This window comes from Candidatus Uabimicrobium helgolandensis, from assembly GCF_041508025.1.
GTDB lineage: Bacteria > Planctomycetota > Uabimicrobiia > Uabimicrobiales > Uabimicrobiaceae > Uabimicrobium > Uabimicrobium helgolandensis.
Map to the genome: position 1 here is coordinate 9,119,341 of NZ_CP165719.1, position 24,893 is coordinate 9,144,233.

23 protein-coding genes are annotated in these 24,893 nt (G+C 34.7%); 11 read left to right on the forward strand and 12 right to left on the reverse strand.

Annotated elements, in window-relative coordinates:
- Positions 1–57: 57 nt before the first annotated feature.
- Genes UABHE_RS33760 through UABHE_RS33775 form a run of 4 tightly spaced genes read right to left on the reverse strand, consistent with a single transcriptional unit; the run spans position 58 to position 3,442 of the window.
- Positions 58–462 carry a hypothetical protein gene (locus tag UABHE_RS33760; RefSeq protein ID WP_372367891.1) on the reverse strand — a complete coding sequence of 135 codons (405 nt, stop codon included), beginning with the start codon at positions 460–462 and terminating at the stop codon, positions 58–60.
- A 51-nt stretch (positions 463–513) separates the two neighbouring features.
- A complete protein-coding gene (locus tag UABHE_RS33765; RefSeq protein ID WP_372367892.1) occupies positions 514–2,565 on the reverse strand; it encodes a tetratricopeptide repeat protein in 2,052 nt (683 codons plus the stop codon).
- Positions 2,562–3,110, reverse strand: a complete 549-nt coding sequence (locus UABHE_RS33770) for a hypothetical protein (protein ID WP_372367893.1) — start codon at positions 3,108–3,110, stop codon at positions 2,562–2,564. Before UABHE_RS33770 ends, UABHE_RS33765 begins: the two co-directional genes overlap by 4 nt.
- Entirely contained in the window at positions 3,110–3,442 is a 333-nt protein-coding gene (locus tag UABHE_RS33775) for a helix-turn-helix domain-containing protein (protein WP_372367894.1), read from the reverse strand. The genes UABHE_RS33770 and UABHE_RS33775 overlap by 1 nt, the downstream gene beginning before the upstream one ends.
- 583 nt (positions 3,443–4,025) lie before the next feature.
- Between UABHE_RS33775 and UABHE_RS33780 the strand changes: the two genes are divergently transcribed.
- A complete protein-coding gene (locus tag UABHE_RS33780; RefSeq protein WP_372367895.1) occupies positions 4,026–5,162 on the forward strand; it encodes a fatty acid desaturase in 1,137 nt (378 codons plus the stop codon).
- A 131-nt stretch (positions 5,163–5,293) separates the two neighbouring features.
- On the opposite strand, the gene UABHE_RS33785 is transcribed toward UABHE_RS33780, so the two are convergent.
- Positions 5,294–6,001, reverse strand: a complete 708-nt coding sequence (locus UABHE_RS33785) for a sulfite oxidase-like oxidoreductase (RefSeq protein WP_372367896.1) — start codon at positions 5,999–6,001, stop codon at positions 5,294–5,296.
- A gap of 136 nt (positions 6,002–6,137) precedes the next feature.
- On the opposite strand from UABHE_RS33785, the gene UABHE_RS33790 reads away from it, so the two are divergent.
- A complete protein-coding gene (locus tag UABHE_RS33790) occupies positions 6,138–6,962 on the forward strand; it encodes a hypothetical protein (protein WP_372367897.1) in 825 nt (274 codons plus the stop codon).
- Positions 6,963–7,061: 99 nt separating this feature from the next.
- Here the strand turns inward: UABHE_RS33790 and UABHE_RS33795 are convergent, their stop codons facing one another.
- The 4 genes from UABHE_RS33795 to hydA all read right to left on the reverse strand — a co-directional run bounded on the left by UABHE_RS33795 (position 7,062) and on the right by hydA (position 11,780).
- Positions 7,062–8,360 carry a hypothetical protein gene (locus UABHE_RS33795; RefSeq protein WP_372367898.1) on the reverse strand — a complete coding sequence of 433 codons (1,299 nt, stop codon included), beginning with the start codon at positions 8,358–8,360 and terminating at the stop codon, positions 7,062–7,064.
- 56 nt (positions 8,361–8,416) lie between these two features.
- Positions 8,417–9,424 carry a type I glyceraldehyde-3-phosphate dehydrogenase gene (gap, locus tag UABHE_RS33800; protein ID WP_372367899.1) on the reverse strand — a complete coding sequence of 336 codons (1,008 nt, stop codon included), beginning with the start codon at positions 9,422–9,424 and terminating at the stop codon, positions 8,417–8,419.
- Positions 9,425–9,813: 389 nt separating this feature from the next.
- Positions 9,814–10,404, reverse strand: a complete 591-nt coding sequence (locus tag UABHE_RS33805) for a DUF4291 domain-containing protein (RefSeq protein WP_372367901.1) — start codon at positions 10,402–10,404, stop codon at positions 9,814–9,816.
- Complete coding sequence (hydA, locus tag UABHE_RS33810; protein WP_372367902.1) at positions 10,404–11,780, reverse strand: dihydropyrimidinase; 1,377 nt, start codon at positions 11,778–11,780, stop codon at positions 10,404–10,406. Before hydA ends, UABHE_RS33805 begins: the two co-directional genes overlap by 1 nt.
- Positions 11,781–12,011: 231 nt before the next feature.
- Here hydA and UABHE_RS33815 point away from each other — a divergent pair, with 231 nt between their 5' ends.
- The 8 genes from UABHE_RS33815 to UABHE_RS33850 all read left to right on the forward strand — a co-directional run bounded on the left by UABHE_RS33815 (position 12,012) and on the right by UABHE_RS33850 (position 19,341).
- Positions 12,012–14,060: a protein kinase gene (locus UABHE_RS33815; protein WP_372367903.1), complete on the forward strand. Its 2,049-nt coding sequence runs from the start codon at positions 12,012–12,014 to the stop codon at positions 14,058–14,060.
- Positions 14,061–14,356: 296 nt separating this feature from the next.
- On the forward strand, positions 14,357–16,657 hold the full coding sequence (locus tag UABHE_RS33820; protein ID WP_372367904.1) for a pentapeptide repeat-containing protein: 2,301 nt from the start codon (positions 14,357–14,359) through the stop codon (positions 16,655–16,657).
- A gap of 73 nt (positions 16,658–16,730) precedes the next feature.
- The gene (locus UABHE_RS33825; RefSeq protein WP_372367905.1) at positions 16,731–17,189 is read left to right on the forward strand and encodes an NUDIX domain-containing protein; all 459 of its coding nucleotides are present in this window, start codon (positions 16,731–16,733) and stop codon (positions 17,187–17,189) included.
- A gap of 11 nt (positions 17,190–17,200) precedes the next feature.
- A complete protein-coding gene (locus tag UABHE_RS33830; RefSeq protein ID WP_372367906.1) occupies positions 17,201–17,551 on the forward strand; it encodes a hypothetical protein in 351 nt (116 codons plus the stop codon).
- Positions 17,544–18,311 (forward strand): hypothetical protein, encoded by a 768-nt coding sequence (locus UABHE_RS33835; protein WP_372367907.1) that lies wholly within the window; start codon positions 17,544–17,546, stop codon positions 18,309–18,311. Before UABHE_RS33830 ends, UABHE_RS33835 begins: the two co-directional genes overlap by 8 nt.
- Before the next feature lie 343 nt (positions 18,312–18,654).
- Positions 18,655–18,801 carry a hypothetical protein gene (locus tag UABHE_RS33840; RefSeq protein ID WP_372367908.1) on the forward strand — a complete coding sequence of 49 codons (147 nt, stop codon included), beginning with the start codon at positions 18,655–18,657 and terminating at the stop codon, positions 18,799–18,801.
- A 1-nt stretch (position 18,802) separates the two neighbouring features.
- Positions 18,803–18,997 (forward strand): four helix bundle protein, encoded by a 195-nt coding sequence (locus UABHE_RS33845; RefSeq protein WP_372371630.1) that lies wholly within the window; start codon positions 18,803–18,805, stop codon positions 18,995–18,997.
- A gap of 122 nt (positions 18,998–19,119) precedes the next feature.
- On the forward strand, positions 19,120–19,341 hold the full coding sequence (locus UABHE_RS33850; protein ID WP_372367909.1) for a hypothetical protein: 222 nt from the start codon (positions 19,120–19,122) through the stop codon (positions 19,339–19,341).
- 664 nt (positions 19,342–20,005) lie between these two features.
- Here UABHE_RS33850 and UABHE_RS33855 read toward each other — a convergent pair.
- From UABHE_RS33855 to hemW, 3 genes are all read right to left on the reverse strand, one after another.
- Positions 20,006–20,890 carry a four helix bundle protein gene (locus UABHE_RS33855; protein WP_372367910.1) on the reverse strand — a complete coding sequence of 295 codons (885 nt, stop codon included), beginning with the start codon at positions 20,888–20,890 and terminating at the stop codon, positions 20,006–20,008.
- On the reverse strand, positions 20,887–21,570 hold the full coding sequence (locus tag UABHE_RS33860) for a hypothetical protein (RefSeq protein ID WP_372367911.1): 684 nt from the start codon (positions 21,568–21,570) through the stop codon (positions 20,887–20,889). The genes UABHE_RS33855 and UABHE_RS33860 overlap by 4 nt, the downstream gene beginning before the upstream one ends.
- Before the next feature lie 211 nt (positions 21,571–21,781).
- The gene (gene hemW, locus UABHE_RS33865; protein WP_372367912.1) at positions 21,782–22,915 is read right to left on the reverse strand and encodes a radical SAM family heme chaperone HemW; all 1,134 of its coding nucleotides are present in this window, start codon (positions 22,913–22,915) and stop codon (positions 21,782–21,784) included.
- A gap of 37 nt (positions 22,916–22,952) precedes the next feature.
- On the opposite strand from hemW, the gene UABHE_RS33870 reads away from it, so the two are divergent.
- Positions 22,953–24,854: a HEAT repeat domain-containing protein gene (locus UABHE_RS33870; protein WP_372367913.1), complete on the forward strand. Its 1,902-nt coding sequence runs from the start codon at positions 22,953–22,955 to the stop codon at positions 24,852–24,854.
- Positions 24,855–24,893 lie beyond the last annotated feature (39 nt).

Below are 24,893 nucleotides of genomic sequence, written 5' to 3' on the forward strand. Positions count from 1 at the left end.
AATTGGATAAAGAGTTTATGAAGCTGAAGAAATACAACTAGGTTAAAAAATATAGCTCTACGATTTTTGAGCGAGTAATTGCTGATTTACTAACGCCTCTGCAACTGTTTTGTATATGAATACTTGGGGCGTATAGGTAAGTATTTGTTCGATAACAGATTTTGGAGTGTCAGCTATACACACTGCTCCCTTTAGTTTTATTACTTGGGCCACTAAATTTGGCCACAACTCGTTGAAAGAAATGTATTTTATATTAAAGAATATTAGATATTTTAAGTCTTTCTGAAAATAATATTCTATCTGCTGCTCTATACTACAATGAGGTGCTTTTCCAAAATGATATTCAAGCCTACCGCTAACAAGAAATTCTATACTCTTTTTCTCAATTACTATTAGTGGTTCGATTACTGCTATTTTACCATTCGAAAATATTTCTTTTCGATGGCCATCTAAAACTGCCATATCTCCTCCTGAATGATCGTAGCTTGATTAAAATTGAAATAGGATGTTTGTTTAATTTTGAAGATGTTTGTATACGAGCAAATCTGCTTTGGCTTTTTCGCTTTCTCCTATTTTATCAAAAACTAAACTTCGTTTTTTGTATATTTCTGGATTACTTTCTCCCAATTCTATCGCTTTGTTATAATCATTGATTGCTTTATCCCACTCTTTTTTATCGGAATAAGCACCAGCTCGATTATTGTACAAAATAAAACTTTTCGGGTCTAATTGGATAGATTGAGTGTAATAACTAATTGCTTTGCCAAGCTCTTCTCTATCGTGGTGGGCGATTGCACAATAATTGTATACATAAGCATTTTGAGGATCTAGTTTTATAGCTTTTTGGTAATCGTTGATCGCTTTTTCTAATCGTTCTTTCTTGTAGTAAGTGTTACCGCGCTTGCTATATGTCAGTACATGCTCAGGAGCAAGTGTTATTGTTTTGCTATAATCTTCAAGTGCACTGTTGTATTCTCCTTTATCATAATAAACATTACCACGGTTGTGGTACAATATAGCTCGTTGAGGCTCTAATTCAATTGCTTTGCTGTAGATCTTAATTGCTTTGTAATAGTTTTGTATATTATGGTAAGCAATTCCGCAACAGTTATAGCTATCGACATCTGTGCAATCCAATTGGAGAGCTTTGTGGTAATCCTCAATCGCTTTATTAAGCTGTTGTTTTTTTCGATAAGCATTACCGCGGTTGTGGTAATAAACATTTATAGGGTCGAGCTCTAAGGCTTTGCTGTAATCGTCAACGGCCTCGTTATATTGTTGCCTGTTGTAGTAAATATTTCCGCGGTTATTGTACAGTCCTCCACTTTCAGATTTCAATTCAACTGCTTTTGTGTAATCGTTCATTGCTAAGCTATAGTTTTTCTGATCGTAGTAACAGTGTCCGCGTAAGTGGTAGTACATCCCTTTGTGTGGATTTATTTGTATCGCTTTTGTACAATCGCAAATAGCTTCCTCGTATTCTTTTTTACGAAAAAAAGAATATCCTCTGTTGTTATAATAAAGATCGTAAGGGTTTATTTTTATAGCCTTGTTGTAGTCATTAATCGCTTTATCATATATTTTGGTATCGAAATAAATATCTCCTCTACCGTTATAAGCTGGATCGAATTTGGGATTTATTTGTAATGCTGTTGTCTGATCAGCTATTGCTTTATCGTATTGTTTTTTTCGAAAGTAGGCGTATCCACGATCACAATAAACGCTTGCATAATTAGGTTGTATTTCAATAGCCTTGTTGTAATCATTAATAGCTTTGTCGTGTAAACCTTGATAGTAGTAGATATCTCCACGATTGTGGTAAGCGCTGAAACGTTTAGGGTCTAATTCTAGCGTTTTTGTATAGTCTGATATTGCTCTGTCATATTGTTTTTGGCAAAAATAACTACCCGCACGGTTTTCGTACGCATGTTGGTCTTGTTGATCCATTTCTATCGCTTTTGTATAGTCGCAAACGGCTTTACCATATTTTTTTTGATCGTAATAACAATTTCCGCGTGTGCGGTAATACCATCCTGTAGGATCAATTTCTATTGCTTTTGTATAATTCTCAAGAGCTTCGTCGTATTTTTTTTGCTCATAATAACAATCTCCACGTGAAATATAGTCGGTAGAACATGGTTCTACTTGTATTGCTTTTGTATAGTAGAAAATGGCTTTGTTATAATCTTTTCTATTGTAGTAACTTTCTGCGTAGTCGGAGTATATTACTTCACATTTAATATCAAGTTCTACTACTTTTTGATGATCATTTTCTGCTAGATCAAACTCTCCCATAGCACGATAAGCATCTGCACGACATGCGTATACTAGGTCGTCATCAGGTTCTAGTTTTAGAGCTTTGCTGTAGTTTTGTATTGCTTTATCGTATTGTTCTAGTTTACAGTAAGCATCGCCGCGATAAACGTAAACACAATTGTATTTCGGATTTGGGTTTAAATTTATTGCCTTGCTGTAACTATCTATGGCTTCAAGGTATTGTCTCTCGGCATAATGCGAATCACCTTGATTCTGGTATTGCGCTGCTAAGCGTATATCACTTGTCATCTTGTGTTATTACTCACTTCTATTTTATTTTGAGGAGGATTATGGACGGGATCTGGATGCGAAAAGTCTTGTTGCCATAAGAATTCTCGCCAGTAATCGGCAAACTCTTGGGCGATTGTTTCGCTGGCGAATTTTCTTCTGATGCTTTTTGCATTTTCATCCACGATCTGTAAATGCCCTAATTCATGAAGAAATACATCGTAGAGAAGATAACGGCGAATGGCGATTTTGTTCCACTGTTCACCTCGTTTAGCACCAAACATCGCTGGCGCTTGATGCTTTAGCAAAAATCTTGTCAAGCTTACTCTTGGAGGTAAAGCACATAGTGCAATTTCTCTTCGTCCTTGGGTAACGTAGCCTAAAATTCTTACACCTTGGCCTTTGTCGTTGAGGTGTACTGCTTTTAGCATTTGCCAATTTTCATAAGGAATGCGACTAAGTACGGTTCGTATATCGTCTTCATTGATAAAATATTTACGGTCGCAGCCTGGGTTAATTTGTGAGAATTTTATTTTTTTAAGTTTAGAATTGTTAATGTCGATCATTATTGTTCCTGTTCTTTTTTTACTAGAAATTGAATGTAGTTATCTAGTTGTTCTTTTCCCTTAAAAGAAAGCTTTTCATAGCTATTAACTAATTCATTTAATTGTGGACTTTCTTTGCGCTGGCGTCTTAGTTGTTTGTTGTATCCCAATAAAAAATCGACGCTTACCTCTAAAGCCGCAGCAAGCCTCTTTACAGCTTCAGACTTTAATTCCTTAATTTTTCCGCTTTCTATTCGAGAGATCGTGGCATGAGCAATTTCGGATTTTTCTGCCAACTCTTTTTGAGTTATTTGCATTTTCTCTCGTAAACTCTTTACTTTTTTTAATGACATTTTTATTCCTGTTGTTTAATAGTTGCATTGATGCAATAGTTGCGTTGGTGCAATAATATTGTAAAAATTGCATTGATGCAACTATTTTTTGGAAAAAGTTGTAAGGTTGATATATAGAATCGGCATGTAAAAAAATAGCCAACTTTCAACTAATGCAAGTCTTAGAATAACTAATTTACAAGAAGATAGATGCCGTATGTTTTTAAAAATAATTAATAAGCTTTAAATAAATATCCCTCAGAGTTAAACTTCTCATGTATTCTAACTCAAAGTATCGCTCTGAGATATAATACACAGCGTTTTTAGCACTGATGTCACTTCCTTAATCTGGTAGCGTTCGGATCGAGACGGGATCGAAATCGCTTTTACTGTTAATTTCGAATGTGGGTGGGTTTTTGTATGCTTCGGCTAGTCTTGAAATCCCTATTTTTTTGTTTACTTTTCATATGGTTTTCTTTAACCTAAGTTACCTCTTAAAAATAGTTGCCTCTTTAAAATATTGCAAATGAACTATTTTTACTAGGCATGTATAAAACCCCTTCGGGGCAATTGTTTAAAGATTTATCAAAAAAGGACTCGCGAAATGGAGTTTAAAAAAATAAACTGGCCTATTCTTACTTTTATAAGTGTTTATCATGTAGCACTACTTATAGGCTTACCTCTTTATTTGTATTATTTCTCAATCACTTGGACCTTAGTTGGTATTGCTCTGTTTTTGTTTTTTGCTACGGGAATTAGCATAACAGGAGGATACCATAGGTTCTATTCTCATCGTACTTACAAAGCGAATAAACTTGTCGAAGCTGTTTTACTTTTTTTTGGTACGATGGCTGGCCAAGGAAGCGCTTTGCGTTGGTCAAATGACCACCGTATTCACCATGCTCATATAGATACGGACAAAGACCCTTATAGTATTCAGAAAGGCTTTTTGTACGCTCATATCCTGTGGCTTTTTGAGAAGCCTAAGCCTATCGAACCGCGAGTTGTCTCTGACTTACTTAAAAACAAAATGGTCGTTTTACAAGATAAGTATTATGGTTTACTGTTTTTATTACTGAATGTAGGAAGTTTTGTGCTTGTAGGTTGGCTACTAAATGATTATGTTGGTGCTTTTGTTATTGTTTGGTGGGCAAGACTTTGTTTATTACATCACTCTACTTGGTTCATTAATTCACTAGCGCATGTGTGGGGCTCAAAAAGTTACTGCAAGGAAATTTCAGCAGTGGATAACTATGTCATCTCTTTACTTACTTTTGGTGAAGGATATCATAACTATCATCACTCATTTGCTACAGATTATCGCAATGGTATAAGGTGGTATCATTTTGATCCTACAAAATGGTTAATATGGTCGCTTAGTAAAATAGGGTGGACTAAGCAATTAAAACGAATAGATAAGTACAAAATACAAAAACGTATTATCAAAAAAGATCGCGACATCTTACTTGATTGGATCAAAGAAATCCAGTATATAAAAGTAGATGTTCTCGAAGAAAAAATTCGCAAAGTTGCTGAAGATATTTCTTCAAAAATATCAGAAATGAACAATCTTAAAGATCTTTATTCTGAGTACAAAAAGCAGTGTATGGAAAAACAGACTTTAAAAAATCTTAAAAAAGAGATCAAAGCCTTGAAGAAAAATATTTACCAAGACTGGAAAGATTGGGTAAGATTATTCAATGATATTATGGATATTCGTCCTATTTCTGTGAGTTGTTAACTACTAAAATTTGCAACATGTTAGAATTTTTATATTCTAACATGTTAGTTTATTTTTTTGTTTTTTGATCTACAGCCTTAAACTGATAATTACAATAATGAAAATTTTGTGCTTTTACTGAGTTGAATAATTTATTGTTTATCTTTTTGTTTAAGAGTTTCTTCTGCTCGTTTTCGCAGGTAATCTAAAGGGCTACTTGTTTGTCTTTCTTCTAGCCATGGATCTCCATGATTATGATATCCGCGTACTTCCCAGAATCCAGGTTTATCAACAGAACTAAATTCAATCGTATGTAAAAATTTTGCAGACTTCCAGCCGTAAAGAGCTGGTAAAACAAAGCGTATTGGACCACCATGCTCTATGGTGAGAAGTTCATTTTGTAATTCATAAGCCAACATCACATCTTCTGCTAAAGCGTCTTCTAATGGAACATTGGTAGTATAACCATCACTGCTATGTAAAATAACAAATTGCGCGCTGTCCTTAAGACAGGCAAGATTTAAAATTTCTTTGAGCTTTATCCCTCCCCATAAAACATCGAGAACTGACCATGTTGTAACACAATGAAAATCTGAAGTTTGTTGATGTTTAGGCAACTTTAACAATTCATCCCAAGAAAACTCTAATGTGTTTTCAATTTCGCCAACAACCTTGAAGCGCCATGTATCAGAGGCAAAGTCTGGGCGTATTCCTAGGTCTAATATCGGAAATCCTTTGGCTATATGCTGACCAGGAGGAATACGTTCATTATCATTGGGAGCTGATTTACCTTTTTTTTCCATTCGCTCTAGGAATTTTTGTTTGGCACGAAGAATTTTTTGGTTGTATTTGTGTGTCATTTTTAATTCCTCATTATTGTAGACAGTATCAAGATCAAATAGGTAATTCTAGTTGGCCAAAACCATCAATGCAAACAAATACATTTTTCGAACGTCTAAGTTGTTGTCTCAAAACTACCTTTAAGGAGTATTTTCTATGAGTAAACGCAATTTAGTCTTTCTATTTTTGATTGTTGTTTGTTGTCCTTTGTACGCAGGAGCAGGTGGTACAAGTGGCAAAGGTGACGGTGGCGCTGGTTTAATTGTTATTATATTATTGCTACCATATCTTATTGGACAAGGAACTTACTTTTACTTAATAAGAAAGCGATCTAAAAATGACGCTTGGCGAATTATCAGTGAATCTAATAACACTGACGTTATTTGGAAACACGAAAAATTAATTGCGCATGTTGATGATGTATTCCATAAATTACAAGACTACTGGTCGTTAAATAATGTAGATGGCTCTAAAAGATATTTACATCCATCTTATAAAAATAAATACTGCAAATTAATGTATGACTATAGTAGTCGCAAGCAGTTTAACAAAATAACAAGTGTCAGCGTTCAGCGCATAGATATTGTACAAGCTCAAAACTACATTGATGATAGCCTAGACATGTTTGTTGCTCATATTACAGGAACTATGGACGACAAAATTGTTACCTACGGAGGAGATCTAGTCTCCAACCAAGGAGACGATGGAAAGCCAGGTCGTAGTATTGACGAGTACTGGTATTTTCAGAGAAAAGGTGAAAAATGGCTACTTTGTAATATAAATCAAAAACACTGTTCTTTGTTTGATGTAAGTGTCAATGAAGAGAACCCAAGTGTTATGAGAAGTGATGAACTTTGGAATGCAGCAACAGCTAGTAAAAAGAAATATGTCATAATATCGTTTTTGATAGGTTGTGGAATTACAACTGTCGGTTATTTAGCTTATGCAGCAATAATCGGAGCTGTGTTTAACTTGTTTTAAATTTGAAGATAGGTAGACGTAAGAAGAGTGCTTAAGTAGCTGGTAAATTTAGTTCTGCTGATAAAATACAAATAATAAGAATTGTTCGCATGGTTCTTATTATTTGTGTTGCAAAATAGTATTTGCAATTTTCTTAGCCATAATCTGGTTTCCAAATTCATTTAAGTGACAACAGTTATCAATGTATGTTGTTTTTTTTATATATTTAAAGACCATAGTTAAGTCTTCAAAATTAACGCTTTGATCAATTAATTCTTGGCTTTTTTGTTGAAGTAGTGGATATCTACGATTTACTGATCGATTAAATGGATGACTTTCTAAGTAAGCGATTTTCCTCTCCTCTGTATTAAAATCCTTAGAGTTTAGAAAATATTGATTGGGCTGTAAAAAATGGAAATATTGACCATTATGGCTATCGCATATTCTCTTTATTATTAACGAACACCGTTTCCATAAGTCAACTAATTCACTTTCTATTTCTTCTTCATTTGCATAAGTAAGTTTTGGACCACTAACAGAGTAAGGTAAATTTCCTTTTGGAACATAACTATTTAAAAAATCAATATTTTTTTGGTATTCAGATTGCAGAGAACTATCAAGTACTTTCCATAATAAATTTAAGGTAAATGAGTAGTGATTTATGCCAGAATAAGACTTTGCTATTTCCATGCGCTTTATTCTCAAATCAATTAGTTTTCCTTTACGGTAAGCTACTACAGGATTAGAAATTCCTTGAGAACGAAGAAACCAATCTGTAGGGTAGAATATCGAAACGCCTTTTAATTCATTTTTTTTAGAGTGAAGAGTAATATCGTTAAAACCATCAATGTTAATGACAATGTCGAATTCTCCGCCTATCGCTAAGTAATAGTTTAGTGCCATAAGTTGTTGTGGTTGTTTATATCCACCAACGGCCAAATTTAACACCACTATTTTTCTTTCTGTGTAATTATAAAATTTTAACTCTTTGATAAGATGTTTTGATCCATACCTATTAAAACCCCCAGCAACAGAACCACCAAGAATTAAAATGATGATGTGATCAGAGGATTTCTTATAAATAGTTTTTGGAAAACCATAGCCTTTAAAATCTTTATTTGAATTACTTGGATTACTTGCGAATCCTATGTAAGGGTGGGTTGCTTTTTTTTGGAGAAATTTACGTTTAATAAATTGACGATCAAACCGTTTTGTTGTATTTTTTGGTGAATCAGTGTTTGTTAAATAAATAAGTGTATTTTTTTGTTTTCGTAAGGTAGAAAAATCATTACCACCATAGGTAACAAGATATATAATAAAAGAACTTACTTCTAAGAAAAAGAGCATGGCAATAAGTACTAGTAATGAAAAAATTATTTTTTTACGAGAGCGATATGACTCAGGGCCTTTTTTTTTCATAACAAGCCTTTCAGTACAAAAAAAAAGCCCTGTTTCCAGGACTTTTACAAACGAATTTAGCCATGTAAACTAGCTGCAAGTTTCATTAAATCAACAACGCGGTTTGAATAGCCCCATTCGTTATCATACCAAGAAACAACCTTAACCAGGTTTCCTCCTAGAGCCATTGTGCACTGTCCGTCTACTATAGAGGAATGCGGATTGTGAATGATGTCAGAGGAAACGATAGGGTCTTCTGTATAGCTTAGAATACCTTTTAACTTTCCTTCAGCATTCTCTTTTAATACAGCGTTTATTTCTTTAGCAGAAGCATCTTTTTTTAGATGCACAACTAAATCAACGCACGAACCGTCTACAACAGGTACACGAAGAGCAAATCCATCTAATTTGCCATTCAAATCAGGAATAACCTTGCCGACAGCTTTAGCAGCGCCTGTTGTGGTTGGAATGATATTTACAGCTGCTGCACGGGCGCGGCGCATATCACTATGAATTTGATCAGCAACACCTTGATCGTTAGTGTAAGCGTGGACTGTTGTCATTAGACCTTTTTCAATTCCAAATTGATCATTTAAAATTTTAGCAACTGGTGCCAAGCAGTTTGTTGTACAAGAAGCATTAGAAATAATTTGATGCTCTTTTGTTAGCGAGTCGTCATTAACTCCCATTACAATTGTAGCGTCAATTTCATCTTTAGCAGGAACAGTTAAAAAGACGCACTTTGCTCCTGCGGTAATGTGCTGTGCACATAGCTCTCTTTTGCGAAAAACACCTGTAGATTCAACGACAAATTCAACGCCCATGTCTTTCCACGGTAGTTGTTTCGGATCTCTTTCAGAAAGAACGCGAATTTTTTTACCGTTAACAACAAAATTCCCATCTTCAACTTCAACTGTTCCTTGGAAAGGACCATGAACTGAATCATACTTAAGTAAGTAAGCTAAGGTGTTTGGATCACTTAGATCGTTTACTGCAACTACCTCAAACTCAGGGTTTTGAGATAACACTTGGAATACCAATTTACCAATACGTCCAAAGCCATTAATTCCAACTTTTATAGCCATGCCTTTTTCTCCTAAACAATGATACTGCTAATTAATTACTAGAATAATTTTTTTATATCCTGTTGCCAACATAACGAGCTTTATTAAATAATCAAGTAAAATTTTTTAATCATTTTACTCTATTTGACTTGAACGCGTTATTATATTCAGCAATAAATAGGTAACAGTAATTGATAAGAAAATAGGTACAAGCCAACATAAAAGATAGTAATTAACATCAGCTGTTTTCACGAAGCGTAGCCAGCGCATAAAACTAGTGTTTATCTGAAATGCCTCTCGCCATCCTTCTTTGGCGCATAAAAAAATAAAAAAACAGAACTCATGAATTGCGGTAAAAACTAAAGGAAAAAGAATCATGTAGAAATTCTTTAGCGTTATTTTTTCGTTGCTCATTTTTTGGCCTCTGTTATCTGCATTTGCTGGCGGAGGTCTTGATCTTTTATTTGGTAAATCGATTCGATAGGTACAGAAGGTAGTTTTTTAGCTGATAATGAATTTTTTACTTCGTGGGCCAGTGCCGTTACCTCTTCTAATGAAATAATCCATTCATTTACGTAGCGCGTTACTATCTCTCCGCGAATTCCCAATTGAATAGCGCGCCTACCTATTTTTCGCATGTGTAAGTCTCTTTCTGGGTCCCACTGGTAACGAACAAGTGATTTTTTTAACTTGTTATGCCACTCCTTTTCACTGCTGAACAAACTTTCGTCGTGCGAAGTAGGCACAGCTTCCCGCAGAATTTCCAAAAAACCTTCATGACATATTTTTATCTTGAGAATGGCTTCTTGGCGGTGCTTGCTAGCGTAACCTGAACGATACAACATCCAGGCAAAGGAAGGTTTTATCCATGTCATGCGATCCATATTAAAACCTTTACCAAAGGTTCCTTTTTCCAGTGCGGCGGCTACAATTTCAGGTTTGAATGCCTGATAAACGTAAATTCCCTCATTATCAAAATGAGCGTATATTTGTTTTTCCATTAACATATCCTTTGTTGTCTTTTTAAGAATTTTCCAATTCCTTTTTTACCTACAAATTCACCATCGCGAACTTGGATATTTCCACGTACTGTAACTGTGCTACAAACTCCTGAAACCTCATAACCTTCAAAAACACTGTAATCGATGTTCATATGATGGGTTTTTGCTGAAATTGTTTGCCGGCAATTTGGATCATATACCACAAGATCGGCATCGCTTCCTACTTGAATAGTTCCTTTTTGTGGAAACAAGCCGAATATTTTTGCTGCTCGTGTGCTTGCGACATCAACAAAACGATGAATGTCGATATTCCCTGCCTGTACTCCATGAGTATACAATAAACGCACTCGATCTTCTAAGGAAGGTATTCCGTTGGGAATATTGCAAAAGTTATCGCGTCCCATTTGCCTTTGCTTCCAATCAAAAGGAGCATGATCAGTTGCTACTGTCGCTAAGAAGCCTTGTTGTAAAGCATTCCATAGTATTTTCTGGTTTTTCTTATCGCGTAAAGGAGGGCTCATTATATACTTTGCTCCCTCAAAATTAGGTAGTTCAGCGTGACTTTTGTCCAGTAACAAGTATTGAATCAATGTTTCGGCATGAATATTAGCGCCGCGCATTTTTGCTGCTAACACTTTCTGTAGAGCTTCTTCGCAAGAAAGATGAACAACATATACTTCTCCGCCAATAAGCTCAGACATAACGCACAATCTATGTGTTCCTTCAGCTTCTAGTATAGGAGGACGACTTTCATGATGGTATTTTGTCGCTAGTTGTTTGTTGGCAACTAGTTGCTGTTGACGGATATCTATTATATGCGCATTTTCGCAATGAGCAGTAGTTACAACCCCTAAACTTTTTGCAAGAGAAAGAGTTTTGTAAATGTCACCGTCGTTCATTCCTAGAATATCTTTGTACGCAAAAAATATTTTAAAACTGGTAATGCCTTGTTTGACGACTTCGCGTAATTCGCTTTCTACTTGGTCGCTAAAATGACTAACTGTCATATGACATGTATAGTCGTGACAAGGATTTTGGGTTTGTTGTCGCCATTTTTCTAACGCTTCTAGTGATCCTTCTTCACGCCCAGGATTCACAAAGTCAATCAGTGTTGTTGTCCCTCCGCACAAAGCAGCAATTGTTCCTGTTTCATAAGTATCTTTAGCATACGTTCCCATTGCATGCAGGTAAATGTGGGTGTGAGGGTCCACAAACCCTGGAAAAACTAATTTCCCTGTGGCATCAATTACTTCAGCGTGATTTGGTATGGGTAGATTTTTACCAATTGTAGTGATTGTCTCGTTTTCACACCATATATCTGCGACATAGCGGCTGTCTGCAGTAACGATTTCTCCATTTTTTATAAACAGTGCCATTGGTTTCCCCTAAGCATTAGTGTTCTAGGACATACTGACATTTATCTTTCTGAGTGACTAGTCACCTATGCGGCAACGATCTTTTATTCTTGCATATTTTATAGATAAAATATATAATTCAAAAAGACTTTTTAACTTATTTTTTTCGAGTTTTTGTGAAGTTTTTATAAAAGCAGGATGTGATAGGAAAATTCTATTTCTATTGTAAAGTGATTGAAACCTGGAGAACATATGAGTATTGGCCAAATTGTTGTACAACGAGAAGAAAGTGGGGAAGAGACTTTCAATATACCCTCTGGAGGATATGTTGTTATAGGACGGAGCTCTTCTGCTGATATTCAAATCTCAGATCTTTCTATTTCTAAACTGCACTGTAGAATAACTCATCAAGGTGATAAGTTTCTTTTAGAAGATCTAGGTAGTCGTAATTATACGTATGTCAATGGTGAAAAAATCGAAACGGTTGTTACTTTGCAAAACAACGATTTAGTTACTGCTGGTCGCGTTGATGTGTGGTTTTACAACGAAGAAAATACTGAAAAATCTCTAGGACCTGACGAAGACTCAAAAATTGATTTGACCTCTGCAATATCTGAGAATGGAGAACCTGATAAGCCGTTCTCTTTTCATTCCACAGGTGAAATGCCTGTTATTAATCGCACTGATTTTGAAAGTAAATCAGTAGACAAGACAAGTGAGAATGCTTTAGGTGATTATGCTGTTCCTCGGAAAATTACTGAGAAAACAAGTGCTATTTCAAGAAAAATTAGATTTCGTAAGCCAACAGAGGACGATTCTTCACAGCAAAAAAGCGACCCAGTCCCAGAAGAACCAAAACGAATACCTACAACCACATTACTTGAATCAGCAGGCTCACCCGGCGATGCTATGTTAATAAGCATGTTGTTATCTAGCAATGAAATAAATATTAACACCTCTCAAATAGCCGAATGTATAAAGTTACAGAAGCGAAATCCACGCTTTAACTTAGGACAAGTTCTACAAAAAAAAGGCTATGTTGATTCTATTAAAATGGCCGAACTTCTAAACGTTGTAGGAAATGTTTTAAACTTTGAACAATCCGAAATTCCAAGAACAACTTCAGGTCGTTACAAGGTTGCTGAGCTTCCAAATACCCCTCAAAGTAAAGAAGAAGAAAAGCGCAATCAGAAATTCTTTATAAAGGTTATTCGTTCGCGTAAATTTATTACCCAGGAACAATTGCGCAAATGTATGCTACTGCATCAAAAATATGCTGCAAATGGTGTTAGTATCCGTTTTTTGGAACTCCTTATTCGTGAAGGTTATATGACAAAAGAACAAGTTGCAGAAGCTTGGCGCTTTGTCACAGGTGAGGTGTCTTACAAGATCGATGGATATAAGATGATATCGCTTATAGGTGTAGGTGGCATGGGTTATATTTATAAAGCGCGTCAAATATCAATGGACAGACTTGTTGCTATTAAAATTTTATCAGAAGAATACAGTAGTAATCCGCAGTTAAACGAGTTATTTTTAAAAGAAGCACGCGCTGTTGCAAAACTAAATCACGAAAATATTATCTCTGGGTATGATTTTGGACGTAAAAATGAATTTTGTTTTTTCGTTATGGAATATGTTGATGGTGTCTCGCTACACGAGAAATTAAAAAATAGCGGTGATAAGCTTCCGATTTCAGAAGGAATAGATATCATTACTCAGGTAACAAAGTCATTAGAACATGCATCTGCTAGAGGGTTTGTGCATCGTGATATAAAACCAGAAAATATACTTATTAAAAAAGATGGTATTGTAAAACTTTGTGATTTAGGATTAGCAGAGAGAATCGATGATACTCGAAAAAAAGAACAAGATTTTGGAACGCCGGCTTTCATGAGCCCTGAACAAATACGCAGTGAACCAAACATAGATATACGTAGTGACATATATTCTCTTGGAATCACATTTTATCGTACTCTTTTTGGCAAAATACCTTTTCAAGGTAGTTCTAGAGAAATTATGGCGAAACATCTAACAGAAAAGATTAAATTTCCCCAAGATTCGGTTTCTGAGCGCGAAAAACGAGCTATTGAAATTATTGATAAAATGACTGCGAAAGAAAAGAACAACCGTTACCAAGATCCAGCAGAATTAATAAAGGATTTGGGATCTGCTAAAAACCCCGAAATGATTCAAATATCGCGAGGAGATTTACTTAAAGGCATTGATGCGACTGTTGCAATTCCAAAGTTAAGTCGCCGCAAAAAACTCTCTTTAAAAAGGCGAAGACGCAGACGATAAACTTTTTAAAATCTATTCAAAATAATTATAATTTTGCGTAGTGTGTCTACAGTGGGTTTTGTCTAGCTTGAGTTATTTTGATACTTTGATGTATACAACTCCAATAAAAATGCGATGCCCTATCCAAATTATAAAAATAAATATGAACACGCCGTAAATGGTTTTACAATCTCTAAACATACAAAATCAAGTATTCACTAACTCCCACGACCTTCTTTTTCAAGAAAACAACAACGTTTTGGCATTAGTGAAATTATTTTATTCTGAGTTACAGTTATATAGACAGGATGATGTAAATGCCTACTTTATCTGAAAGAGATTCATTGTTTCTCGAACTTGCTGTTGGCGAGAAAATGATTTCCACACAGCAAGCCAAACTTTGCAAGCAATTTTTTTCTGGATTCTCAGAAAATATTGTAAAGCATGGATTCCTATCTACTGAGCAAGTAGCATCTCTACACCAAAAAGTAGAAGATAAACTCAGTAGTGGTAATAAAGTAGCAGTAGTACAGATTGAGGTTTACAAAGAAGATCTACTGGACGAAAAAGTTGTTGCACTAGCAAAAGAAAAGCAACTTATTAGCGAAGAAGATGAAAAAAATTGTAGGAATCAAGTCAAAAAACTATACGACTTAGGTTACAATCCTCAACTAAGTTCAATACTATACAGTGCAAAATGTATTTCCCGCGAAGATTTGATGGCTTTGTACGCAGAAGTGGAGCCTAATGCAAAAGTAAATATAGTAGAAAAATCAATACCTTTTGCAGAGTTATCACTACCAACTGTCCCTAAAATAGGTACTCTAAAACGAAAAGCACGACACGAAGAAGCGCAGCAGGAAGAATCAATGTCGAGCGAAACGATTCACATGCTAGATAAAATGGAAAAAGTGGTGTCTCAAATTAGCGCGCCACAAATAGATATTGCAGCTGAAATTTCTCCTATGTTAGAAAAAGAAGTAGAGGAAATCATAGAGGAGATAGAAGAGGTTGTAGATGAACCAAGCGTTACCGAAGAAATTCCGCAACATGTTTCTCCAGTAGCAACGACAGTGAACATTCCAAATTTTGATAAAGTGCTAGAATATTTAGAGAATATTGACTTCAAGGTAACAAAGCTACAAAAAGATCAAAAAACAGCTATTCATAATGCGACCAGTCACGAGGAGATGGAAGAACGATTTGATAGCGAAGATATACCTGATGATTTACAGCGAATAATTAAACGCTTACGTCATGTTTCCGAAGAGGAAGTTCAAGTCGCTATTCGTGATGGTATTGCGCTTGATAATTGTTACATAACTAAGATGTCTAGCGCAACTCCTATGGTTGTTAAAAAAGTTAATTTTACAAATTGTGTTATTGATCAAGTTGATTTTGCAGGTGTTCAATTCAAAAATCACCTTGATTTAGGTAATAGCCGTTTTCTTACAAAAGCAATATTCAAAGAGTGTCATTTTGTTAAAGATGCGACCTTTAAAAGTTGTGAGTTTTTAAATGGTGCTGATTTTGCTAAAGCACAGTTTGATGGAAAGACTACTTTTAATTCATCAGCTTTCCGTCGTTATGTTAGTTTTAATCGTTGTAATTTTGGAAAGAAAACCGTTTTTACCCGCTCTTATTTCGCTAAAGGGGTGAAATATGGTGAAGTTGAATTTCGTGGAACAGCGAGCTTTAACGACATTTTTATTGACCACCGCTTTTATATGGAAAAGTGCCACTTTAAAGATAGTAGTACTTTTAGTGGAGCGCGCTTTGCTGATATTGCTGATTTTGGGCGGTCTAAATTTGATAAAGAAACAAAATTCATTGGCGCTACGTTTATGAAATGGGGTAGTTTTAAAAACTGCAAATTTCATGGTAGTGCGAATTTCAATACTATGAATGTTGTTGGAGATGTCGCTTTTGACAATTCAACCTTTGAAAGTATTATCAATCTACGAGCAATTAGTGCAAGTCGCAATATTAGTTTGCAGAATATTAAAGTTGGTGAACAAGCTGCTTTTAAATTTCTTGATGCGCATATCGGACGTTTATTTATTTCGTTATCAAGCCTAAAAGGACATATTGATAGTCATGTTCAGGAAGATTATCATGTTGCGCGTAAAGAATATGGGCTTTTGAAAAACAACTTTAGAGAGATCAATGAATACGATAAAGAGGACTGGGCATATCTCATGGAAAAACGCATGGAGCGTATGGGAATCAAAGTTAAAGGACCATTTTCCGCTCTTAAACGTTTTATCAATTGGTTAGCTCTTGATATCGCCTGTGGTTATGGAACGAAACCTGCAAATATCTTTTTGACTTCGCTCGCGATGTTAGTATTCTTTGCAGTATTCTTTTTTACTTCAGGAACAGGAGAGTTTGTGCCTAGTGGTGAGTTGGCTTTAGATCACTCTGTTGCTTTAGAACAAAGCATGTCGTTTCTCGATGCAGTCCAAGTTTCTTTTCGTACGTTTACTAACGCTTCTATAGAAGGATGGGTTCCGTATACGGATAGTTGGCTTAACTACATAATGATGTTTGAATCTTTTTTTGGCTTTTTTGTGATGACGGTACTTGTCGTGACATTTAGTCGCAAAGTAATACGTTAACAAAATAACTACACAAAGCAGATTTTCTTCGGAAGATCTGTTTTTTTTTGGACATGTTCTGTTAGGATAGCATATGAAGCTTGCAACATTGTGTTATTTAAAAAAAGATAACAAAACTCTTATGCTCCACCGTATAAAAAAAGATAAAGATATTCATGCTGGAAAATGGAATGGTCTTGGAGGCAAGTTTGATGAACATGAAACTCCAGAAGAATGTGCTATTCGCGAAATAGAAGAAGAGTCAGGACTTGTTGCTAAAGAGCTAAATCTAAAGGGAATGATTACTTTCCCCAAATTCAAAGACAACGAAGATTGGTATGTCTTTGTATATGTCGTTCCTAAGTTTAGTGGTACTTTGAGAGAATGTGAAGAAGGAGAACTGCACTGGATCGCCAACGAAAGTTTGAATGATCTTAATTTATGGGAAGGGGATCGCATCTTTTTCCCGTGGCTAGAACAAAACAGTTTCTTTTCAGCCAAGTTTATATATGAAAATGGTAATTACATAAAACATGAAGTAAGTTTTTACTAAAGGAACAAAACATGATACCTGAACAACAAGAAGCATCCTCATCACACAAACCTGAAGATATTGCCAAAGTCTTAAATCAGCACTTAGATTTGGTGAAAAACTATGCAAATGAAATAGGTTGGTTACTAGAGCAAAATGCTAATCTCCGTAGTGAGTACGTTACATTTTTCAAAAAAGATCTAAAGGAAATTGAAGGTGCTTTGCAAAATCTTGTAAATGATGAGCAAAAAGGCAAAGAGTTTCTCAATCAAATTATCTCTGACTTTCGTAGAGATTTAGAGCGTTCATATGAGTTGTTGAATTTCACATTTTTCTGGAAATTAGCCAAGGCTCTAGATGCTGGTGAATATGACGATGAATAATTTTTCTGATTTTAAAAATAGTCAGTTTTATCAAATATTGAATACGTTTCTCAAAACAGTAGGGAAAAATCACTCAGAAATAACAAATTTACTTCGTGAATTCAAAAATCTACGTATTGAATACATTGAGACACTACGCGATAAGATTATTCCTGACTTAGTAAAATCAAATGAGCTCCCAGACCTAGAAGAAAAACTTGATCCGCATCAACTTGTTACTCTTTTAGGAGGAATGAGTGCATCTTTTCGCAGTGAGCAAAAAAAATCATACCAATTCCTTGAGAATACTTTGTGTGAAGAACTTCTTACTAAAGTTCCACAACAGGCGATGGAACAAGGTTTTGAAGAAATCAATGAACTCCGTAGCGAGTGTCGTACACTCATTAATGAAAATGAAGAATACAAAAAAACTCAACTTCATTTAGAGAAGCGTGTAATGGAGCTTGAGCAAAAGTGTAACACTTTAAGTGAGCAACTACAAAAAAGTCAGTCCTTACAAAAAGAGTTTCAAGATAGAGCACACGAACTAGAGGGTAAGGAAAAGGCAATCCAAGATTATGAGTATGTTATTAGTAAGGTTCGCAAAGAAGTAGAAGGCAAGAGTGTTTATGATTTATGGCGTTTGAAGATCATGTACAATAGAATTGCATCTCTTACACGCAGTAGTTGGACACATCCAGGAACGCCAAAGCCCGATGTTTTTAGTCCTAAATCATATCATGCCAAAAAATTTCTCGACTCTATTAAACCTGATCATTAAGTTTTTATTTGTTGTATGATGATTTTGTAATGTTATAAAATCATCATACAACGAATACTTTCAATTGCATTAAGTGAATAACATCTTCTTTAGAAATTTTTTGAAAAGCGCACTTCTAGCTTCTTACACGTTTCTAACGCAAGTTGTTGAGAAACATACTTAACTTTTCTCTCTTTTGCATATTCCTGAGAAGGATCTTAATTATAATATTAAGATTAACCCAAGTTGCGACCTATAAAAGTTATCGTACAGTCTGGTATAATTACTCTTGCAAATTCGATGTGCGCAGTTCGAATCTCGTGAGACGCAGTCGTGGCACATGGCACGAAGTAAGGGTAATGCAATGAATTTTAATCATGAAAAATTAGATGTATATCAAGTATCACTAGAATATACAAAAGAAACATTTAATGTGATGGAGAAAATGCCATCAGGTTTACAGCTATTTAAAGGATCAGCTAAAAAGAGTATCGCCTTGAGTCCCTCTTAATATAGCAGAAGGCAATGCCAAATTTAGCAAAAAAGAGAAAGCAAGGTTTTTCTCTATAGCAAGAGCATCAGCAAATGAATGTAGTGCAGTATTCGATGTTGCTAAGATAGCCGAAATAATAGACTCAAAAGAAAAAGAGAAAATCAAAAAACTACTCTATAGAATAATTTGTATGCTTTCAAAGTTAATAGTCTAATTTTCGCACATGGAATATCGATCCACGATCACGAACCTCAAAAATCGAATTGCACACATCGTTTTTTTATACTGTTATAACGACTCTTCTCTTAAAGTAGGAAAAACAAGAAGGAGAAAGTCATGGAAAAAGAAATTATAATTGTTTTCTGTATATGTGATGAGATAACACAAGCACTCAAGATTGTAGAAGATCCTCAAGTTAAAATGACTAAAGGGCTTTTTCCGGAGCTACTGAGTTTATTCAAAAGGTTACCCGTAAAAGGATTGAAACTACTTTTAGTCAGATCACTTCTTTTTTTCCAAAGAAAATTCATGCTGTTACCTCTTATGGATTTGAGTTAAAAGTTGTCCTTTTTGTTCTCGCTTTCACTTTTTCTTGTTATTTTTAGGTCGCAACTTAAGTTAAGATTAAGATTTCTTGAACGTACAGATTACTCACTTATACTCTATTTCTTTCCATGCCTGTTCTGTTAGTACCAGCTTACTTCTTCTTGTATTTTTTTTCGCTTTTGCCTTTGACATTTCTATATCTCCCTCAATACACTCTTTGGAAGATACACTTTATCTTAATAACAGCAATTCGTCAACAGCACCTAATCACTACATGATATGGACTACCCAATTTATTTAGTCATTTTCTTAATGTCGATACGCCTTAATCGAAACGCAAAAAAAACTGTTGTTCTCTGTGAGATACTTAGGGCCTGTCATCATTCAAAGTATTGTCTATTTTTTCGAGCCCGAGCCCGCTTGCGAGCCCGATCTCGCCTAGCAATTTAAGTCTTACGTTTTTACTTGAACTTTGACCAAACGAGTAAGCATTGCTACAACTCGCAAAAGAAGTTCTCGTCCATTGGCCAGAAGATTTTGTTTTACTAAGTGACCTGCCAAAAGTATTTACCCATTGGCATTTTGTTCTTTAATTTTCTAGCTTTGTTGCTCCTCTGTTACGCAGCTACGGCTGCGCGCCTTCGTCGCGCCGCGCTATAAAAATAAAGCCCTGCATTCAACGGGTAACTACTTTTGTCAAGTCACTTAGTTTTAAACATCGACAGATATCAATAATAGAAGCACATTCAGTAGCAGATCGGCGAGCAATTCTATAAAAACGAGCTTTCTCGGTAGAACTAAATTCACCAGCGCCTTCTGCTATATTTAAAGAAATCGACAAAGCAGCACGCTGGAGTTGATTAGAAAGGTGAGAGTGGCCTTCTAGATTATTTAATTTAGCCATTTTTATAGGGAGTTTTTTCATTTTGTTGTAGCTTAGGTCTAGAACTTTCAAATTTTGTAATGAAAAAATTTGCGAAGGAATTTTTTGTATTCTGTTTCTTGCCAAGGATAACCTAGTTAAAGCTTTTAATTTGAATATTTCAATGGGAATGTTGTTTAATTGATTATTACTAGCATGTATTTGATTTAAGTTTGATAGTTTTCCCATTTCTTTTGGCAATTTAGTGAGTTTGTTATTCCAAGCATATAAAAATTGAAGGCTTTTTAGATCACTTATTTCTTTCGGTAACGCTTGTAAGTTATTTTCTGAAATATTAAGCGCACGCAAATTTTGTAAATTTGTTATTTCGCGCGGAATATTTTTTAAACCTAGTTTTGAAATATCTAAATAAGTTATTTCTTTCAAGTATAGAATACAAGCAAGATCCTTTTTGGAAATTTTTTCGAAACGTTGTTGGTACCAACTCCAGATAAATGGTCTTATGTGCGAGTGTTCTTTTCGCGTGCCATAAAATTTTCCGTTAGCGAAAAAACAGATTTTATCATCCTTAGGGTGAAGGTGCAATTTCAACTCTAAGTAAGAAAAAATGGAATAACCTGTAAACACAACAACCATTAAAGTTAGTAAAACAGTAAATGCTAGCGCAGTTTTTTTCATGCTTGTTTATTTTTAAGGAATAGATCAATAATTTTGTACGCATCTTCGAGAATAATCATCAATTCATCAGGCTTGACTCTTTTTCCTTTGTGAATTAAGAATCGATCGTTATTACCTTCAAAAATGAAATTCTTACCTTTGTAATCCAAAAAACCTTCGCGTACTTTATCATTAAAAACCCTACGTACCTCTTTTTCTTCTCCTTGCAAAACGAAAGATTTAGAAAATTCAGGATCTTCTACAAAGTCAATGTCTTGCCCACCAAAAATCTTTCCCAAAAAATCAAAAAAGGCGATTTGCATACGTAAATAACATCGAGGAAGCCCTAAACCTTCTTTTTCGAAGATGCAAATAGTTTGCTGGTGAGTTGTTTTATTTTTACCTGAGCCTGTTGTATACTGGTAATCCATAATCGTAATGTCAATGCTCCCGTTTTTACCTGTCATTACGTTTTTGGTTTTGCGACTACTTCCAGTATCGAACGATTTAAAAAAATTATATCTAAAAATAAGGGAATTGTTTGACTCAGCAAAATCAAAACCAATATCTTTTGCAACAAGTCCCCATTCTTGCTTGCGTTGTTTTTCTTTTTTTATGCTAGTTACAATAGCCACAATGACCATTATAATCCCAAAGGCTACAAAGCCACCGATTAATATAAAAACTTGTGTATCAGTCATTTTTTTATCTCCTGATTTTAAGTTGAGGCTCTAAGAGCCTGTTAAATAAAATACGATGTATTTAATTTTATACAAAAATTTAGAGTGTGTCTATATCAGTTTTGCAATAGTTTGTGAAGGCTGACGCATAAGGCCATCCCTAGATCACACTTCGTTTAAGTACATATTACAAGCTTACAATGTCTAGCATTGTTGGATATGCCTATTCTAGCTAGCCTGTTTCTTCAACAAACAACTCAAGTGTAATATGATCAGCAAGCATTCTACCGCGATGAGATAGTCGCATTATATTGTTTTCAATCATTAGTGCTTTTTCTTTTACAAATTTTTGCGCTTTTTTTTCCATATGATGACGCCCTTGCTCTCCGCCTAAAAAAGCGATTTTATTCAAGTCTGTTCCCCACATTGTTCGCAAAGATGTCATTAAATACTCGTTTACTTGTTGGGTTTGTGAAAGAATTTCATTTTGCGCAGGTATTTCATTGGCTGTGATTTTGTTTATATATTCTAGATTATTTGCTACATTCCATTGTCGTACACGACCATTAAAAGAGTGCGCAGATGGCCCGATACCCAAGTATTGTTTACTTTGCCAGTAAGAAGTATTGTGTTGCGAAAAAAATGGTGGTAGGCAAAAATTTGAAATTTCGTAGTGAGCATAATTATTTTTATTCATTGCTTCCATGAGTAGAGAAAATTGTCTGGCTCCTTGGTCTTCGCTTATGTTTGGTACTTTTTTACTTTCAATCATGGACTTAAGCGCTGTTTTTTCCTCTACAGTTAAGCAATAACAAGATATATGGGGTATTTTCATCTCAATTGCATTAAGAATATTGCGCTCCCAATCTATATCTGTTACATTGGGAATTCCGTAGATAAGATCTATAGAAATATTGTTAAAACCTGCTTCTCGCGATAATTGAATACAATTGAGAGCTTCCGCGGCATTGTGTGCGCGATTTAAAAATTTCAAATCAACATCACTGAATGATTGAATTCCTATACTTAAGCGGTTAAAACCTAATTGGTAGTATTCTTTCAAAGTTGCTTTATCTAAATCATTGGGATTGACTTCAATGGTAATTTCTTGCAAATTTTGAGTATCATAATAGCTATGAATAGTGGTGAAAATTCTCTTTAAATCTTCTATGCTCAGTATAGAAGGAGTGCCTCCACCAAAGTATAGTGTTTGAGGTGGTTTACATAAATAATTGCATTGCATTTGCAATTCAGTGATAATGGCATCTACTACTTTTTTTTTCAAACGCAACGAAGTTGAGAAGTGGAAATTACAGTAATGGCATGCTTGTTTGCAAAACGGTATGTGAATATATATTCCAGACAATAGCAGAGCTCCTACGAATTTAAGGTCGGTGAATAAAGTGAAACGTTTTTTTTGCGCAAATTTAAAGATAGTTATTCTTGTGGGATTTTTACTAAGTAACGTAAATGCACAAGAGAAGGCTTTTGTATATATTAAATCCAGTAAAGAAACAGAAAAACAGCTACAAAAAATTGTTTCTGAAGTTATTGGACAACAATACTTTGTGTCGCGTAGCTCAAAAATGTATACTACGCTTAAAAAACATCACTTTTTGCAAAACAAAAATAGCAAAAAAATTCGCGAAAAAATATTTAAAAAGAATGTAGCTCTTATACTTCTTGTTAAATGCCAAAAAACTACTAGCGGTTATAAGATTTATAGTCGCGTTATTAAACGCGATAAAGATATTGTGCTGAGAGAAATATCAAAAACTCCTGAGGAAGTTTGTTCTCAATTTAGTAATTATCTTACAACGAATATCCTCGCGACAAAAAGCATTAGTATTCTAAGTGTGATATCGATAATTGTAAATTGCTTGATTATAACTAGTATATTTATCTATTCTCTTTTTCTGTTAGTAACGCGCGGCAAAATTGTTTTGAGTTTGTGTATTTTACAATTGGTACTATTTCTATTTCTATTTGTGCAGATTTATTATTTACTAGGTTCCCATCATTTTGAGCACGGTAGTGCTGATCCTTACTGGTATCAGTGGATTTTGTTTATGTTTTTCCACATCTTTCGCGCTATAGATATTATCGATTTTCTGGAAGAATTCAATATCGGTATTTATTTTTTAAAACATCATACGCACTTGTGTGGAACTACCATTGTTGTTATGCGTCTTATGATTGATGCCTTTGTCATTGCTTTGACAGTTAAGTTTCTTGAAAATAAAATGCAAGGAATTTACAATGCGCTTGATGCTTTTAAACGTCGTTGGAAGAATCAAATATTGCCAATATCTATTACTATTGCTGTTGTATTTCTAGGAACATATGTATACTCTGCGGCAAGTGAAAGGTGGTTTTTGGTAGATGCTCTATTACTATGGCCACTCGATAATTTTTTACGCGTTATTGATATTGGAGATTGTTTTCAAACGTTTAATTGGACACTACATTTTGTTTTTGATAGTACCTTGCACAGTTCTATGGAAGTTTTGTTTCGTTTTGCTGTAGGTGTTTATATCGCTAAATGGGTTGATCGTCTTACAACAATTCATTTTAAAGGCATTGGACTTACTATTGATGAAATTATCGATAATTTAGAAAACAAAGATCTCAAAGTTGTCAAAATTATGCTTAAAAAGTTGAAAAAAATAGGTCCAGAAGTAAAAGAGAAAGCAATACCACGATTTATAAAAATTGTCACAACATATCAAATAGATTTTAGAATACACAAAACTCTTCGAAAAGAGTACATATTTTTTGATGAAGATGTTCCGCACACAGCTCAGAATAATCTAAATTTTGTTATAGTAAAAGCATTACAAGAAATTGATAAAAATGGCAAAGAACTCTGTAAATATTTTGAAGCAAGCGATCCAAATATTCGGGAAAGTGCTGCAAAGTTACTTTCGGCTTTAGGAAAAAGATCAATTGAACAGGTGATTCGTTTTTTAGAGCACAATAATCCAAATACTAGAGAACAAGCATTACTTTGTTTAGACAATATGACAAGTCCACAAGGCAAGTGGTGCCATACTCGTGAATATTTAACAGAGCTTCCAATTGTTCTTCGTATGTTGCATAGTTTTGATATTGAAATACGGAAAATGGCTCTTGGGATTATTGGTTCTTCAAAAGTAACATCGTCAATTGCTGGCAATGCTATTCCGATTGTACGCAAAATGCAAAAAGAAGAATCCGACAAAGAAATTCAAAAATTATGTCAGGATGTTGTCGATATTTACAAAGGAATTTGTTTTGACGAAAATGGAAATTATATTTGCTATTAAGGGATGTGAAAAAAATTAAGTGTATTATTTTTTTAATAT